The 16,171-nt window shown below is 75.8% G+C and carries 11 protein-coding genes; 10 read left to right on the forward strand and 1 reads right to left on the reverse strand.

All coding sequences use genetic code 11. The features are described 5' to 3' along the window. The first annotated feature begins 4 nt into the window (after positions 1 to 4). Positions 5 to 559, forward strand: a complete 555-nt coding sequence (locus AB0472_RS01255) for a hypothetical protein (RefSeq protein WP_366352285.1) — start codon at positions 5 to 7, stop codon at positions 557 to 559. On the opposite strand, the gene AB0472_RS01260 is transcribed toward AB0472_RS01255, so the two are convergent. Further along, entirely contained in the window at positions 540 to 1,415 is an 876-nt protein-coding gene (locus AB0472_RS01260) for a hypothetical protein (RefSeq protein ID WP_366352287.1), read from the reverse strand. The two genes, AB0472_RS01255 and AB0472_RS01260, sit on opposite strands and share 20 nt — an antisense overlap. A 178-nt stretch (positions 1,416 to 1,593) precedes the next feature. On the opposite strand from AB0472_RS01260, the gene AB0472_RS01265 reads away from it, so the two are divergent. The 9 genes from AB0472_RS01265 (at position 1,594) to AB0472_RS01305 (ending at position 16,151) form a co-directional block, all read left to right on the forward strand. Beyond that, positions 1,594 to 2,673 carry a MerR family transcriptional regulator gene (locus AB0472_RS01265; protein ID WP_366352289.1) on the forward strand — a complete coding sequence of 360 codons (1,080 nt, stop codon included), beginning with the start codon at positions 1,594 to 1,596 and terminating at the stop codon, positions 2,671 to 2,673. Between the two features lie 620 nt (positions 2,674 to 3,293). Further along, on the forward strand, positions 3,294 to 4,736 hold the full coding sequence (locus AB0472_RS01270; RefSeq protein ID WP_366352290.1) for an acyl-CoA synthetase: 1,443 nt from the start codon (positions 3,294 to 3,296) through the stop codon (positions 4,734 to 4,736). After that, the gene (locus AB0472_RS01275) at positions 4,729 to 6,129 is read left to right on the forward strand and encodes a carboxyl transferase domain-containing protein (protein ID WP_366352292.1); all 1,401 of its coding nucleotides are present in this window, start codon (positions 4,729 to 4,731) and stop codon (positions 6,127 to 6,129) included. Before AB0472_RS01270 ends, AB0472_RS01275 begins: the two co-directional genes overlap by 8 nt. Before the next feature lie 235 nt (positions 6,130 to 6,364). Further along, complete coding sequence (locus AB0472_RS01280; RefSeq protein WP_366352294.1) at positions 6,365 to 6,703, forward strand: CU044_2847 family protein; 339 nt, start codon at positions 6,365 to 6,367, stop codon at positions 6,701 to 6,703. Continuing rightward, positions 6,700 to 8,364 carry a trypsin-like peptidase domain-containing protein gene (locus AB0472_RS01285; RefSeq protein WP_366352295.1) on the forward strand — a complete coding sequence of 555 codons (1,665 nt, stop codon included), beginning with the start codon at positions 6,700 to 6,702 and terminating at the stop codon, positions 8,362 to 8,364. The genes AB0472_RS01280 and AB0472_RS01285 overlap by 4 nt, the downstream gene beginning before the upstream one ends. Positions 8,365 to 8,435: 71 nt before the next feature. Further along, a complete protein-coding gene (locus AB0472_RS01290; RefSeq protein WP_366352297.1) occupies positions 8,436 to 9,461 on the forward strand; it encodes a MoxR family ATPase in 1,026 nt (341 codons plus the stop codon). Further along, positions 9,451 to 14,322, forward strand: coding sequence for an SAV_2336 N-terminal domain-related protein (locus AB0472_RS01295; RefSeq protein WP_366352299.1), 4,872 nt, complete (start codon positions 9,451 to 9,453; stop codon positions 14,320 to 14,322). Before AB0472_RS01290 ends, AB0472_RS01295 begins: the two co-directional genes overlap by 11 nt. A gap of 136 nt (positions 14,323 to 14,458) precedes the next feature. Continuing rightward, entirely contained in the window at positions 14,459 to 15,496 is a 1,038-nt protein-coding gene (locus AB0472_RS01300) for a rod shape-determining protein (protein ID WP_366352301.1), read from the forward strand. Between the two features lie 127 nt (positions 15,497 to 15,623). Beyond that, entirely contained in the window at positions 15,624 to 16,151 is a 528-nt protein-coding gene (locus AB0472_RS01305) for a hypothetical protein (protein WP_366352692.1), read from the forward strand. Positions 16,152 to 16,171: the final 20 nt, after the last annotated feature.

The following is a 16,171-nucleotide window of genomic DNA, read 5'->3' on the forward strand; positions in this document are numbered from 1 at the left end:
TGTCATGCAACTGGACTTCCAGCTGGTGCTGCTGCGCCGCATGGCCGACCACAACCCGGACCTGGTGGAGGACGCCCGGCGCACGCTGGGCGCGTCGATCGCGGACATGCGGGAGGCCAACAAGCACTGGCAGGCGATGGCCCGCTCGCCCCGGTCCCGCTCGGCCGCGTCCCGCTACCGCTCCGTCCTCGGCCCACCGGAACGGGAGACCAGGCGCACCGTCGGCGACCTGGAGTGCGCGGCCTGGCAGTGGCCGCTCCCCCTGTGGCCCACCCTGCGCTTCGAGGTCATGGTCGGCCCCGGCGGCGCCGTCTGGAACGCCTGGCTGGTCCGCGCCCCCGACGCCCCCGCCCCGAGACTGGAGTCCTACGACGACCTCACCCCCTGGTCCTGCACGGTCGACGAGGCCGCCCGCGCCTTCGCCCCCGCCCGCCCCCTGGAGGGCACCGCCCCGGCCCGCTGGGGCCTCACCTTCCGGGTGCCCGACGGCAGTCAGGTGGTCGCCGAGTTCACCTGGGGCCTGCTGCAGCGCACCGCGGTCATCGACGAGCAGCGGTGAGGATCGCCTCCGCCACCCCGGCCACCGACCCCGGGTGCAGGAACAGGAACAGGTTCGGCTCGACCAGCTCCAGCTCCATCACCTGCGGCCGCCCGTCCGCGCCGTCGACCAGGTCCACCCGGGCGTACAGCAGCTCCGGGGCGTCCGGTACGGCGGCCAACGCGCGCTCCGCCACCGCGAGTTCGGCCGGGGTCGGGCTCCAGACCGCCAGGTCCGGGTGGGCGACCTTGTCCGCGTCGTACGCCGTGCCCGGCGTGAGCACGGCCCGCTTGCGGCTGGCGTGCAGCAGCCGCCCGCCGAAGAACTGCAGCGCCCGCTCGCCGCTGACGTCGATGCCGGAGACGTACGGCTGGACCATCGCGGTCAGCCCCTCCTCGTGCATCCGGGCCAGGTGCCGTACGGCCGTCTCGTGCTCGTCCGGGGTGTAGCGGGCGGCGAACCGGGCGCCGGCGCCGAAGGTGGGCTTGACGACGAAGTCGCGGTCGGCGGGCAGTCCGGCGGCCGGGTCGCCGGGGGCCAGGTACCGGGTCGGCACGACGGGCACCCCGGCCGCCGCGAGGTCACCGAGATACCGCTTGTCGGTGTTCCACCGCACGACCTGCGCCGGGTTCGCGATCCGCGTCGCCTTCCCCACCCGCTCCACCCACGCCACGAACTCGTCCGTCCGCCAGGCGTAGTCCCAGGTCGAACGGATGACGACCAGATCGAAGCCGCCCCACGCCACCTCGGGGTCGTCCCACGGCCGGGCGACGGCCTCGGCCCCCGCGGCGGTCAGCGCCGCCACCAGCACCGGCAGATCCTGGTCCTTGCTCGGTTCCGTGCCGGGGTCGTAGGTGGCGAGGGCTATGCGGGGCACGGCGGGGACTCCCTTGGCTGTCGGCGGCGGCGCTGCGTCCTCCGGCAGGCTAACCCGGCAACGGTGTTGACCTTCACCTTCGGTCAAGCCCCAGCATCGATGACGGACGACGAGGAACGTGAGCTCGGACCGGCGGCAAGACGGCGGCAGGACGGCATGGAGACGGTATGGAGACGGCATGGAGTGGCTGACCATCGGGGCCTTCGCGAAGGTCAGCCGGCTGTCGCCGAAGGCGTTGCGGCTGTACGACGAGCTGGACCTGCTCAAGCCCGCCCGGGTCGACCCGGAGACCGGCTACCGGTACTACGCCGGCGCGCAGCTGGAACGCGCCCGGCTGGTGGCCTGGCTGCGGCGGCTGGGCATGCCGCTGGCGCGCATCCGCGAGGTGTGCGCGCTGCCGCCCGAACCGGCCGCCCGGGAGGTGCGGGCGTACTGGGCCCGCGTCGAGGCGGAGACCGCCGCGCGGCGGGACCTGGCCGCGTTCCTCGTCGACCATCTGTCAGGCGAGTCGAGAAGGGACCCGACGAACATGCTGGAACTGCGTTATGCCGCCCACTCGGACCGGGGGCGGGTCCGGCCGTCCAACCAGGACACCGCGTACGCGGGGCGCCGGCTGCTGGCCGTCGCCGACGGGTGGGGGCCGGCCGGGGCGTCGGCCAGTGCCGCGGCCGTGGCGGCGCTCAGGCCGCTGGAGGAGGCGGAGCTGCCGGCCGGGAACGTGCTGAACCTCCTGGAGGACACGGTGCGTTCGGCGGCCGAGGCGGTACAGGAGGTGGCGGAGGGAAGCGGGGAGGTCGGTACGACCCTCACCGCGCTGCTGTGGACCGGGGCCCGGCTGGCCCTGGTGCACATCGGGGACTCGCGGGCGTATCTGCTGCGGGACGGGGAGCTGTTCCGGATCACACACGACCACAGCGTGGTGCAGGCGCTGATCGACGAGGGCCGGCTGACGCCGGAGGAGGCCGAGAGCCATCCGCAGCGGATGCTGCTGGCGAAGGCGCTGCCCGGGGACGCCGCCGACACCCCGGACCTGAAGCTGCACGAGGCCCGGCCCGGCGACCGGTACCTGGTCTGCTCGGACGGGCTGACCAGGGAGCTCCCCGACGCACGGATCCGGGAGTTGCTGGCCGAGGGCGCCCCGGAGGACGCGGTGCGCGCCCTGATCGCCGCGGCCAACGCGGCAGGCGGCACCGACAACGTGAGCGCGGCCGCGGCCGACGTCGTGCCTGCCACCCACCCACCCGTCCCGGCCGGATAGAGGGCCCGGACAGCCGGACAGAGGGCCGGGACAGAACGAGCCCCGACCGGTCCGACAGGCCTCCGCCCCGGACACCCGCCCGGCCCGACCGACGACAGGCCGCGGTGCGGAGGCGACCGGGGCGGCCGGCCGACCGCCGCGCAAGCGTGCCGGACGTGGGGCGCAGGCGACCCGGGCAGGAGGTCGACCGCCGGGCACACACCTCGGACATGGGGCGGACGGCCGACCGCCGGGCAAGCGCGCCGGCCGCGGGGCGCAGGCGACCCGGGCAGGAGATCGACCGCCGGGCACACACCTCGGACATGGGGCGGACGGCCGACCGCCGCGCAAGCGCGCCGGCCGCGGGGCGCAGGCGACCCGGGCAGGAGATCGACCGCCGGGCACACACGTCGGACGTGGGGCGGACGGCCGACCGCCGGGCAAGCGCGCCGGCCGCGGGGCGGACGTGGGGCGGAGGGTCGGTCGGGCGCGGCCGCGTCGGCCGGAGCGCGCTGCGCCGCGGGCGGTGGCGGGGCGGGAGCCCGGCAGTGTGATCAACGTCGTGGTGCCGGGGGCGCCCGGGCGGTGTCGGCTGGTGTAGGAAGAGGCTGTCGAGGTTCCCAACGGTGAGGAGTCGTCGCGTGTCGTTTCTGTTTCCGGCCCTGGTGGACGGTCCGGGCGGGAAGGCCGCCCTGCGGTTCGGGGCGCGGTCGTCGACGTACGGGCAGCTCGCCGCCGCGGCCGGCGCCGTCGCCGGCCGGGTCGGGAAGGCCGACCGAGTCGCGGTGTGGGCGACGCCGGAGCTGGAGACGGCGGTGGCCGTCGTCGGCACCCTCCTCGCCGGGCGGGCGGCCGTACCGCTGAACCCCAAGTCGGGCGAGAAGGAACTCGCGCACATCCTCGCCGACAGCGCGCCGGCCGCCGTGCTGGCCGCGCCCGGCGCCGACCTGCCCCCGATCCTGGGTGAGTTGCCGCGGATCGACGTCGACGCGGCGGCCGTGGGGCCGGTGCCCGAGGACCGTAGCGGCGAGTCCGACCCGGCCCTGGTCGTCTACACCTCCGGCACCACCGGGCCCCCCAAGGGCGCCGTCATCCCGCGCCGGGCGCTCGCCGCCACGCTGGACGCGCTCGCCGACGCCTGGCAGTGGACCGGGGACGACGTGCTGGTGCACGGGCTGCCGCTGTTCCATGTGCACGGGCTCGTGCTGGGGATCCTGGGCCCGTTGCGGCGCGGCGGCTCGGTCCGGCACCTCGGGCGGTTCGACACCGACGGGGTGGCCCGCGAACTGAACGACGGCGCGACCATGTTCTTCGGCGTGCCGACCATGTACCACCGCATCGCCGAGGCACTGCCCGCCGACCCCGGCCTGGCGCAGGCGCTCGGCCGGGCCCGGCTGCTGGTCTCCGGCTCGGCCGCGCTGCCCGTCCACGACCACGAGCGGATCGCGGCGGCCACCGGACGGCGGGTCGTCGAGCGGTACGGCATGACGGAGACCCTGATGAACACCAGCGTCAGGGCCGACGGCGAGGCCCGCGCGGGGACCGTGGGGGTGCCGCTGCCGGGCGTGGAGCTGCGGCTGGTGGAGGATGACGGGACCGCGATCGCGGCGTACGACGGGGAGACCGTCGGGGAGATCCAGGTGCGCGGCCCGAACCTGTTCACCGAGTACCTCAACCGGCCCGACGCGACCGCCGCCGCCTTCACCGCCGACGGCTGGTTCCGCACCGGGGACATGGCGGTGCGGGAGCCGGACGGCTATGTGCGGATCGTCGGGCGCAAGGCCACCGACCTCATCAAGAGCGGGGGCTACAAGATCGGCGCCGGGGAGATCGAGAACGCGCTGCTGGAGCATCCGGGGGTACGGGAGGCCGCGGTCACCGGGGAGCCGGACGCGGACCTCGGCGAGCGGATCGTCGCCTGGATCGTCCCGGCGGAGCCGCAGTCGCCGCCCGCCGCCGAGGAGCTCGCGGACCATGTCGCCGGCCGGCTCGCCCCGCACAAGCGGCCCCGCGTCGTCCACTACCTCGACGCCCTCCCCCGCAACGACATGGGGAAGATCATGAAGCGGGCCCTCGGTGTCTGAGCCGGTCCCCGGGCCGGCGCCCGCGCGGCTCTCCGCCCGCCGGATCCTCGCCCTCGTCACCGACCCCGGCAGCTTCGCCGAACTCCCGCACCCGGCCCGGCAGTCGCCGGCCGACGGCCCGCTCGGCTGGCAGGGGTACGACGCCTCGCGGGCCCGAGCCGCCGAGCGCACCGGCGAGGAGGAGTCCGTCGTCGTCGGCACCGCCCGGGTCGAGGGCACGGCGGCGGTGCTGATCGCGTTCGAGTTCGGCTTCCTCGGCGGCTCGCTCGGCGAGCGGACCGGCGACCGGCTGGAGGCGGCCTACGTCCATGCCCGCGCCCACCGGCTCCCGGTCGTACCGCTGGTCGCCACCGGCGGCAGCCGGATGCAGGAGGGCATGCTCGCCCTGTCCCAGCTCCAGCGCGTGGCCCGCCAGTCGGCGCTCACCCGGGAGGCCGGGCTGGCGCAGATCGCGGTCCTGCGCGACCCGACGACCGGCGGCGGCTGGGCCACCCTGGGCGCCGGCGCCGACGTGATCCTGGCGCTGCCCGGCGCCCAGGTCGGCTTCGCCGGCTCCCGGGTCCGGCCGCCGGACGCCGACCCGGCCGCGTACACGGCCGAGGCACAGCTCGCGGCCGGGGCGGCCGACGCCGTGGTGCCGCCGGCGGAGCTGAGGGCATCGCTCGGGCTGTGGCTGCGGCTGCTGACCGCGCCCGCCCCGATACCCGCCGACCCGCCGCTCGCCCTCGGCGGCAGCACGCTGCCCGCCACCGGCTGGGAGGCCGTCCGGCGCGCCCGCGCCCCGCACCGCCCGCGCGCCGAGGCCTACCTGGACGCCTACTTCACCCGCCGCGTCGCCCTGGTCGGCGACCGGTGCGGCGGGGCGGACCCGGGCGGCATGCTGTGCGGGTTCGGCGAGCGGGCGGACGGCCGTACGGTCGCCTTCGCCGCGCAGACCGGGACGGCGACCGGGCCCGCCGGGTACCGCACCGCCGCCCGGCTGATACGGCTCGCGGACCGGCTGGGGATCCCGGTGCTGACGCTCGTCGACACCCCGGGCGCCGCGAACGACGCCGAGGCGGAACGACAGGGCGCGGGCGCCGCCATCGCGGAGCTCTTCGGCGAGGTCGCGGCGGCCCGGACGCCGATCACGACCCTCGTCGTCGGGGAGGGCGGCTCGGGCGGCGCGCTGGCCCTGGCCGCGCCCGGCAACACCTGGGCCACCCCGGACAGCTACTTCTCCGTCATCGCACCGGAACTGGCGGCGGCGATCCTCAAACGCCCCCCGGAGGAGGTCGAGACCACCGCCGGCCAGCTGCGGATCCGGCCCCAGGACCTGGTGGAGCTGGGGGTGGTCCGGGGCATCGTGGGCAACTCCACGACCGGCTCCGCCGCACCCCTGCCACCGGGCTGACCTCCCGCCCCCGTCCGCTCGACCGTACGGCCACCTGCCCCGGCCCGGCCCGCCCGCCCGGCCTCGCCGGTCGCTCCGAAAGGGTGTCACGGTGGTCGCGTGGCACAGGTGTTGGGCGCCGGAGCGGAACCGGCACGTCCGGGCGGTTTCCGTGGCGGCGGGCAGACACGGACCCTCACCTTCGGTGACAATGGACCGGTTACGGGGTCGAAGACACGGGAGAGCCGGGGGCGCCATGGCGAGGATGATGGAGTTCAGGACCGAGGACGGCGCCGTCGTCGTCGTGGAGTCGGCCGACGCGGCGCCCGGCAGCCGTCCGGTGTCCCGCGACGGCGGTTCGGGACCGGCCGCGCAGGCCACCCGTTCGTTCGAGGGCGCCCTGGACGGGGTAAGGGCGGCGGCCCAGTCCGCGCTGCGGGTCTTCCGGGACGGCACCCTGCAACCCGACACGGTGCAGCTGGAGTTCGGCGTGAAGCTGACGGCCGAGGCGGGCGCCGTGATCGCCAAGGGCGCGGCCGAGGGCCAGCTGGTGGTACGGCTGAGCTGGGCCGCCGGGGCTGCCGACGCGACATGAGCGGCGCTGCCTGGCACGCCCGGATCGAGTGCGGGGGCGCGGTGTCCGGAGCGGGCTTCCTCGTCGCCCCGCGCACGGTGCTGACCTGCGCGCACGTCGTCCAGGACCGGGACTGGGCGCCGCTGACCGTGAGCTTCCCGAACCGCCGGGACCTGGGCGGGCTGACGGCGACCGTGGCGGTGCACGGCGGCTGGGCGGGCGGCTGGACCGACCCGGGCGACCTCGCCGTCCTCGAACTGGACCGCGAGGTGCCGTTACGACCGGCCCGGTTCGCGCCGCCGGGCGCGGAGCAGGGCGGGGCGAACCTGGTCGCGTACGGCTTCCCCGAGGGCTACGGCGAGGGCGTGCAGGCCCGCTACCGTGCCGTCTCCCGGACGCTGATCGCCGACGAGTGGCTGCAGCTGGAGGCCGCCTCGGCACACGGGCAGCCGCTGGCGGGCGGGTTCAGCGGGGCGGCCCTGGCACTGCCGGACGACCGGGTGGTCGGGATGGTCGTGCAGGCCTCCGACGAGGCGGGCGTCCGGATCGGGCGGATGCTGCCGACGGCGGTCATGGCCCGCTACTGGTACGACCTGGGTGCCCTTGTCCCGGCCGCCGAGGCCGACACCCCGGCCGCGACCGGGCTGCTGCACACGCTGGTGCGGCGGGCCGAGGAGGCCGGCGTGGACTGCCGTCCCGACCAGCTCTACCGGGACGCGGCGGGCCCCTTCGCGCCGGATCCGCCCCCGGGCGGGTTCCCCTCGCTGCGGGAGGCGGCCGCGTACGTGCAGTGGCAGGTGGACGACCCGGAGGCGGTGCCGAGGTTCACCGACCGGCTGCGGGCGCTCCTCGAACCACGGCCGCCGGCAGCCGCGCGGCCGGCCGTCTGGGCGCCCATCGTCGTCGAACTGGAGCGCAGCGGCGAGGGCCAGGACCAGGTCACGGTACGGGTGTCGGCGTACCGGGAGGGGCAGCGCCGGCCGGTGGGCGTGGCGCGGCTGCCGCGCGGTGACGTGCGGGCCTACGTCCAGCAGCGCGTCGACGACGCCTTCGGCCATCTCGCCCAGGACGCCGAGGCGCTGCTCACCTTCGTCCTGCCCCGCGAGTGGCTGAACGAGCCGGTCGCGCAGTGGGAGTGCGGCCCCGAGGACTCCACCCCGCTCGGCTGCGCGCACCCGCTGGTGGTGACCGACCGCTCCCGGCACCGCAGTGCGCGGCTGCGCCACCAGCTGGCCGGCCGCTGGCGGGCCCTGGAGCGGAGTCCGGGGAAGGCGGTACTGCACCGGGTCGACTGCGGCAGCGCCGAGCGCCCCCTCAGCCTGCGCAAACGGCTGCGGGACGCGGAGGCCGGCCTGGCGGGTTTCGGCGCCCCGCCCACCGCGGCCCCGGCCCACTTCGAGGCCGGCGTGAACTTCCCGGTCCCGGTGCTGCTGTGGCCGCAGAGCGGCTGCGCGAGCACCGACCACGCGGGCCCGTGCGCGGGCAGCGCCTTCCTCGACGCCCTCGGTCCGCAGGTCGCCGGGGTCCCCCCGGCCGAACTCCCGCGCCGGATCTGGCACCTGCGGGAGGAGGCGGCGGCCACCGACCCCGACGGCCACTGGGCGAGAGATCTGCAGCTCCTCTGGGACGACCCCCGCTGCTACCCCGAACCGCCCGCCAGTCTGCACACCCCCGTCGCCTGACCCCGCGGCCCCGCCACCGCCACCGCCCCCGTCCCCGTCCCCGTCCCCGTCCCCGACGAAGAAGGACCCCCATGCCCCTGTGGCCCGTCTACACCGGTACGAAGGAGCCGCACGACGGCATCACCGCGCTGCCCGCGCCGCCGCCCTGGCGGGCCTTCGACGGCGGCCCGGAACTGGCGACACCCGCCGACGCCGACGACACCTCGGCCACCTCCCCGGACCGCACCCATCGCGCCGCGACCTACCAGGCGACCTCGCGCACGGTCCAGCTCGTCAACGCGGCCCTCTACCTGCGCCGCCCGTTGCTGGTCACCGGCCCGCCCGGCACCGGCAAGTCCTCCCTCGCCTACGCGGTCGCCCGCGAGCTGCGGCTCGGCCCGGTGCTGCGCTGGAACATCACCAGCCGCAGCACCCTGCACGACGGGCTGTACCAGTACGACCCGCTCTCCCGCCTCTACGCGGCCCGCCAGTCGGCCACGGTCCTCGAACCCGGCGCCCCGGTCCCCGAGTCCGGCGTCGAGGACCATCTGCGGCTCGGCCCGCTCGGCACCGCGCTCCTCCCCTACGGCCGCCCCCGCGCCCTGCTCATCGACGAGATCGACAAGAGCGACCTCGACCTGCCCAACGACCTCCTCAACGTCCTGGAGGAGGGCCAGTACGAGATCCCGGAGCTGGTCCGCGCCGCACGGCACTCCCCGGCCGCCGAGGTGATGGTCGACGGGACCGACGAACGGGTGCGGGTGGAGCGCGGCCGGGTGCGCTGCCGGGCCTTCCCGTTCGTCGTCCTCACCAGCAACGGCGAACGCGAGTTCCCGCCGGCCTTCCTGCGCCGCTGCGTCACGCTGCGGCTGCGCCAGCCCGACGACCGGCAGCTCGCCGGCATCGTCCGTGCCCACCTCGGCGAACCGGACGCCTACGCCGAGTCGCTGATCACCCGGTTCCTGTCCCGGGTCGGCGGCGGCGACCTCGCCACCGACCAGCTCCTCAACGCGATCTACCTGGCCCGGTCCTCCGACCTGAGCACCGAGTCGCTGGACGAACTGGCGGAACAGCTGATGCCGTACCTCGGTGAGGCCGCCCGGGCCGATGCCTTCTGACCACCCGGCTCCGCTCGCCCGCCTCGCCGGCCTGCTGGCGCAGGCGGGGGACGGCGTGCGTCCGACGCCACGCGAACTGGCCGAGCTGCTGTGGCTGGCGGGGCGGATGAGCCGGGAGGAGGGGGAGCCTGCGCGTCCGCCCGACGAGGCTCCCGTACCGGCGGAACCGCCGTCCGCGGGCCCGGCCGCCGACCCGCCGCCGGCGCCGCGCCCCGACCCGGCCGGGCCCCCGGTCCCGGGGACTCCGGAGGACCCCGTCCGCATCCCGCTCCGCCTGCCCTCCCCGACCCCGGCCTCCGGCCCGTACGCCGCCCTCCTGGCGCCCGCGCCGTCCATGCTGCGCCACCCCCTGGCCCTGCAACGTTCCCTGCGCCCCCTCAAACGCCGTACGGACGCCCCGTCCGGCCACCGGCTCGACGAGCCCGCCACCGCCGACCGCATCGCCCGCCTCGGCGCGGCCCCCGAGTGGTGGCTCCCGGTCCTGCGCCCCGCACGGGAGCGCTGGCTGCGGCTGAACCTGGTGTACGACGACGGTCCGACGATGCCTGTCTGGCACCCGTTGCTCCGCGAACTGCACACGGCGCTGGCCCAGTCGGGGGTGTTCCGGACGGTGGCCCGGTACCGGGCGGGCGCGGACGGTACGGTGCGCGGCGCGGCGCCGCCCGCGGAGGGGCGCACGGTCACGCTCCTGATCAGCGACTGCATGGGCCCGCAGTGGCGGCCGGGCGCGGCAGGGGCGCGGTGGTACGCCACCCTGCGGCGGTGGGCGCGGCAGATGCCGCTGGCGGTGCTGCAGCCGCTCCCCGAACACCTCTGGCGCGACACCGCGTTGCCGGCCTCCCCCGGCCTGCTGTCGGCGCCGTCCCCGGCGGCACCGACGGCCGCGCTCACCTTCACCCCGTACGAGGGGGAGCTCCCGGAAGGCCCGGTGCTGCCGGTCCTGGAGGCCGGGCCGCGGTGGCTGGCGAACTGGGCGGGGCTGGTGGCGTCGGCGGGCGGGGTCCGGTTCCCGGGCGCGGCCGCGCCGTTGGCCGTCGGCGTCCGCGGCGACTCCCGTACCGACGTGTCCCGTCTCTCCGCCGAGGACCTGGTCCTGCGGTTCCGGGCCACCGCGTCCCCCGAGGCGTTCCGGCTGGCGGGGCATCTCGCGCTCGGCCGGCCCGACCTGCCGGTCATGCGGCTGGTGCAGCGGGCGGTGGAGCCGGATCCGCGGCCGCAGCATCTGGCGGAGGTGATTCTGAGCGGGGTGCTGACGGCGGTGCCGGGGCCACCGGGATCGTACGCGTTCCGGCCGGGAGCACGGGAACTGCTGCTGCGCAGCCTGCCGCGGGCGGCGCGCGGCGGCACGAGCGAACTGCTGGCCCGGGTGGGCGGGCTGATCGAGGAGCGGGCGGGCACGGCGGCCGGGGAGTTCCGGGCGGTGGCCGCGACGACGGCGGGGACGTCCGCGGCGGGCGAGGGCGAGGCGTTCGCGACGGTCCGGGCGGAGAGCGTGCGGCGGCTGGCCGGGGGCGGGGCCGGGGCGGTCCCGGTGGCACGTGGGCCGGGCGCGCGGTACCGGTTGGTGCGGCAGCTCGCGCCGGGCGGCTCGACGTGGCTGGCCGAGGACGTCGAGACCGACCGGACGGTGACGGTCAGGCTGCACGAGCCGTTCCGGGAGCGGGGCCGGCGCGAGAGGTTTCTCGGTGACGCCGGACGCCTGCGGTCGCTCACCCACCCGAACGTGGTGGCCGTCCTCGACTTCGGGCTCGACCTGGGGCTCGGTGACGGGGCGCCCTACGTCGTCACGGAATGGCTGGACGGAATCGCCCTGAGCAGACTCGCGCCGACCGACGGCGAGAGCCTGTCCGCGCCGCTCATCACGTCGATCGGAGCTCAACTGGCCGACGCCGTCACGGCACTGCACGCGGCGGGCCTCGCCCACGGCTCGATCGGCCTGCCGGGCGTGATGCTGCTGCCCGACGGAACCGTCAGGCTCACCCGCTTCGAACCGGGCAGGGCCTCGGGATCGGCCGGGCAGGGACAGGACCTGCGGGCGTTGCGGACCCTGCTGCTGCGGCTGACCGCACCGGGCCGCCGGGCGCCGGCACCGGCGCCGGCCCTGGCGCCGTCGGAGCTCGAACACCTGCCGCGCTCCGTGCAGGGGGTCTACGCGAACGCCCTGAACATGCTGGCGTCGAAGTCGCTGCGCGTCCAGCGGCAAGGGCTGGCCCTGCTCACGGAGCCGCACCTGCGGCACGCGGCGGGCGACCTGCACCGGACCCGCTTCTACCACCTGCTGTCGCAGCCGCTCCTGGGACTTCCCCACGACCGCCGGGAGGTCGACCCCCTCGCGGGCGCGGTACTCGCCATGCTGCTGCTCAAGCACGGTCGCGTGGTGTCCCGGGACGAGCTCGGGAGGGGTCTTTGGAGTGCGGGCGAGGAGCCGCGGGACGTGACGGCCGAGCTCGCCCTGATCGTTTCCCGGCTGCGCGGGCTTCTCGGGCCGGGGGTTCTGGCGAGACATCCCGACGGCTGTGCCCTGCACGTCGGCGACGACTACGTCGACCTGCTCGAGTGCGAGGGGCTGGAACGCCGGGCCACACAACTGGCGGCCGAGGGCCGGCTCACCGACGCCCGGGGCATGATCGACCAGGCACTGCAGCTGTGGCAGGGGCGCGAGGCCCTCCCCGGCATCCCCGGCCCCGCGGCCCGCACCGCCCGCACCCGCCTCCTCCGGCTCCGCCTCGCCCTGCACCGCAAACGCGCCGAACTCGACCTGGACCTCGGCGACTACGAGCGCGCCGCCGTGCAGCTCGCCGATCTCCTGCGGGCCCACCCCTCCCAGGAGGACCTCCTGAGGCTGCTGCTCATCGCGCTGAACCGCCTCGGCCGTACCGACGAAGCGCTGGAGGTCTACGAGGAGTACGAGCTGGCCGGCGGCACCGATCCCGAACTCCGTGCGATAGGGCACGAGTTGCGGGCCGAGTTCGAGCAGCCGGGGGACGGGGGCGAGTACGAGCCGCCGGCCCCGGAGATCCGGGCGCCCGACGAACCGGAGGAGGGTTCCTTCCCCACCGAGGAGTCGCTGCCGTCGATCTTCGCGATCGAGGAGGAGGCGAGCGCACGCCGGGAGTCGCCGCTGCCGCAGAACGTCGTACCCGAGAGCCTGTTCGCGGTGGAGGACCCGCCGGGCGCGGAGGAGCCGCCCGAGGAGACCGGGCACGGCCCCGCCGACGCCGACTCCTCGGTGGGGAAGGAACCCTCCTCCGACACCGACACCGACACCGACACCGACACCGAGGGTCACGCCGGGTGGCCGCCCCCGCCGACCTACCGCACCCTCGTCACCTACGAGTTCGCCGACGGCCCCCGGCATCCGGACGACGTGGCGGCGCTCGGCCGTGCGGTCACCCGGCTGGTGGCGGACGGCGGGCCGGCGCCGGGCGAGTACGTGCTGGCCGCCCGCGGCAACGGCTTCTCGGTGCTGACGGAGCCGGACGTCTCCGGGCTGCCGCTGGTCCTCGCCACGATGCGGCGGTTCGAGGACGAGGTGCGGAGGCTCGGCGGACCCAGATGCCTGGTGGTCTTCTCCTGTGTGCACCAGGACGGCCGCACCGAGGCCCCGGCCCTGTCGACGGTCCGGCGCACGCTGGACGCGGCCGACGACCGGCGGGGCATCATCGCCGTACCGCAGCTGCTGCGGGACGAGCTGGAGGACGACACCGACGCCGGCCGGAGTCTGCTGCCCCTGCGCAGCGGGACCGCCGAAGGCTGGTTCCTGCTGTGCCCTGCGGCGCGTCCGCCGTACGACGGCTCGCCCGGAGTACCACCCGTGCACGGGCCCTACCGGCTGCCGGACGGAGACCTCTGGCCCGAGCCGGCGGGAGAGACGAGGACCGTCGTGTACGAGGTCGGGGGCGACGGCAGGTTCAGCTTCACCCGGATCCCCGAGGCGACCGGCTACTACGAGGTCGCTCTCACGGAGCACCGGCTGGAGCTGGACGTCTCCCAGGGGCCCTTCCGTGCCGTGGGCGAGGCACGATGGCGCATCACCGACCTGCTCCAGGTGGCCGCCCTCGGGGTCCTCACCACCTCGTCCGACGTCGTGGTGAACTGCCTGCGGGGGCGGCTTCGGTACCTGTCCGACCACTACCCGCGCACCTATGTCGGCCAGGCACAGGCCGAACTCGGGACCGGACCGGGGCGGAGCGCACCGCGCGGCCTCTCCATCCACTGGGATCTCACGCTGACGGCGACCCACGTCCCCTACCCGGTGCCACCGGTCCGTCCGGAGCGGGTCGACCTCAACGCCCGGCTGCGCCGGGCGGACGCGGTCATGTTCGGCTTCGACGGCACGCTGGTCCGGCTCCACCCGGACGACGTGAACCGGCAGATCCCGCTGCTGGCCCGGCTGCTCGGTCCGGATCCGCTCGGCCGGCCCTCCATGCTGGACCCGCAGCACGTCTCCCCGGAGCTGCGCGCGCGACTGACGGCCATGGAGGCGCAGGTGGCCGAGCGGTCCGTGCCCCTCGCCGACGCCGACCTCGCGGTCCGTACCCTCGCCGACATGGGCCTGCAGCTGGCGGTCGTCACGGGCGGCGATCCGTACACGGCGACCGCGTATCTGCGCCGGCGCGGACTGCTGGACTGCCTGCACGGCGGCGTCCACGGGCGCGAGGGGGTGTACGCGCCGCTGACGACCGACCCGCACGTCGTGTCGCAGGCCCTGCACCATCTCGGCGTGCGCCCCTCGAAGTGCCTGATGGTCGGCGCCACCGAGGCGGAGCGGACGGCGGCCCGGCAGGCCGACATCCCCTTCTTCCACGTCGGCGGCGAACCCGGCCTGCGCCCCCTCCTGGAGGCCGCCCGCGCCCTGTAACCGGGAAACCCCCATTCAGCGGTGCCCCGCCCGGACCCTCCCCGCAGGCGCGCCGCTGCGATCCCCCGGAGGATGCGAAGCAGGCCGCCGACCGGCGGTGCCACCCCGCACGGCCCGCGCACCGGGAGGATCTGCCGTGACCGTCAGTCTGGAGCAGTTGCGCCGCTGCCATTTCGCCGTCGATCTGGGGGCCGCACGCACCCGGGTGTACGTGCGGGGCATGGGCCTGGTCGTCGACCAGCCTTCCGTCGCCGCGATGAACACGCGTACCGGTGCCCTGATCGCCGTCGGCGAGTTCGCGGAGAAGATGACCGGCCGTACCCCCGACTACATCCGCGTGGTGCGGCCCGTCTCCGGCGGGACCGTCGTCGACATCGAGATGGCCCAGCGCATGCTGCGCCAGCTGCTCGGCGACAAGATCCGCCGTTCGCTGCGCCGCAAGCCCCGGCTGCGGGCGGCGGCCTGCACCCCGCACGACGCCGACCCGCTGGCCCAGCGGGCGACCATCGAGACGCTGGTGGGGCTGGGGGCGCGGCGGGTGGAACTGGTCGACACGCTGATCGCCGCGGCGGTGGGGTGCGGGCTGCCGGTCGAGCGGCCGGAGGCGAGCATGATCATGGTCTGCGGGGCCGCCGCGACCCAGGTGGCCGTGCTCTCCCTCGGATCGATCGTGTGCGCGGAGCGGATGCCCGTCGGCGGGGAGGCCGTGGACCACGCGATCGTCCAGCACCTGCGGCACGAGCACGAGCTGATGCTGCCGAACCAGGCGGTGCGCCCCCTGCAGCTGGCCCTGGACGGGACCGGGCTCACCCCGGAGGGCCCCGCCTCCACCGAGATCCACGGGCGGGACGTGGTCACCGGGCTGGCCCGCAGCGTGCGGGTGGACACCGCGGCCGTCCGGGACGCCATCCAGACGCCCCTCATGTCCGTCCTGGACGGGATCGGCAAGGTGCTGCGCGACTGCCCGCCCGACCTGGTCGCCGACCTCGCCGACCGCGGGATCGTGATGGTCGGCGGGTCGGCGCTGCTGCCCGGCTTCGACCAGCTGCTGCGGGAGGCCACCGGGATGCCGGTGCACATCGCGGAGCGGCCGGACGTGTGCGCCGTCCAGGGCATCGGCGCGATGCTGGAGGGCCGGATCGAACCGCTGGTGCTGGATCCGCTGGCCGCCTGAGCACCCGTACCGGCCGACCGGACACCGATGTGAGCCGACGCGCCCCGTGCGCGCCTCGTCACCCCTCGATTAGGGTGGACTCACCGATGGTGACGGGAGGGGACGTTCCGTGACAGCCGACATCACCATGTTCGCCGACCAGCTCGCCGAGACGGCACCGGTCCCCCGCCTCGCCGTCACCCGCGTCGGCGTGACCGGACACCGGGTGATCCCGCCGTCCGTCCTGCCCTACGTCCGCTCCGCCCTGCGGCGCCATCTCAGCCGCACCGACGTGGCCCTGGAGGCGCTCAGCTGCCTCGCCGCCGGCACCGACCAGCTCTTCGCGGACCTCGCCCTGGCGCACGGCGTTCCGGTGACGGCCGTGATCCCGGGCATGGACTACGAGGCCCACCTGGGGGACGAGGCGGCCCGCGCCGCGTACCGCAGGATCCTGCGGTGCTGCGCGAACCGGGTCCAGCTGCCTGTTCAACCGACCCACGAGCAGGCGTACTTCGCGGCGGGCCAGTGGATCGTGGAGCGCTCCGACGAACTGCTCGCCGTGTGGGACGGCCGTCCGGCACGCGGTCTGGGCGGCACGGGTGACGTGGTGGCCTACGCCCGGCGCATCGGGGTGCCGGTGACCGTGCTGTGGCCGGACGGGGCGCTGCGCGACTGACAGGGCGCGGCGGAGCCGCC

The sequence above is a fragment of the Streptomyces sp. NPDC086777 genome, from assembly GCF_040702065.1.
Taxonomy (GTDB): domain Bacteria; phylum Actinomycetota; class Actinomycetes; order Streptomycetales; family Streptomycetaceae; genus Streptomyces.

Excerpts from the sequence above, each read along its gene's own strand:
- AB0472_RS01255 (WP_366352285.1), top strand. The coding sequence starts at position 5 with ATGCAACTGGACTTCCAGCTGGTGCTGCTGCGCCGCATGGCCGACCAC.
- AB0472_RS01295 (WP_366352299.1), top strand. The coding sequence starts at position 9,451 with ATGCCTTCTGACCACCCGGCTCCGCTCGCCCGCCTCGCCGGCCTGCTG.
- AB0472_RS01305 (WP_366352692.1), top strand. The coding sequence starts at position 15,624 with ATGTTCGCCGACCAGCTCGCCGAGACGGCACCGGTCCCCCGCCTCGCC.
- AB0472_RS01265 (WP_366352289.1), top strand. The coding sequence starts at position 1,594 with ATGGAGTGGCTGACCATCGGGGCCTTCGCGAAGGTCAGCCGGCTGTCG.
- AB0472_RS01280 (WP_366352294.1), top strand. The coding sequence starts at position 6,365 with ATGGCGAGGATGATGGAGTTCAGGACCGAGGACGGCGCCGTCGTCGTC.
- AB0472_RS01285 (WP_366352295.1), top strand. The coding sequence starts at position 6,700 with ATGAGCGGCGCTGCCTGGCACGCCCGGATCGAGTGCGGGGGCGCGGTG.
- AB0472_RS01290 (WP_366352297.1), top strand. The coding sequence starts at position 8,436 with ATGCCCCTGTGGCCCGTCTACACCGGTACGAAGGAGCCGCACGACGGC.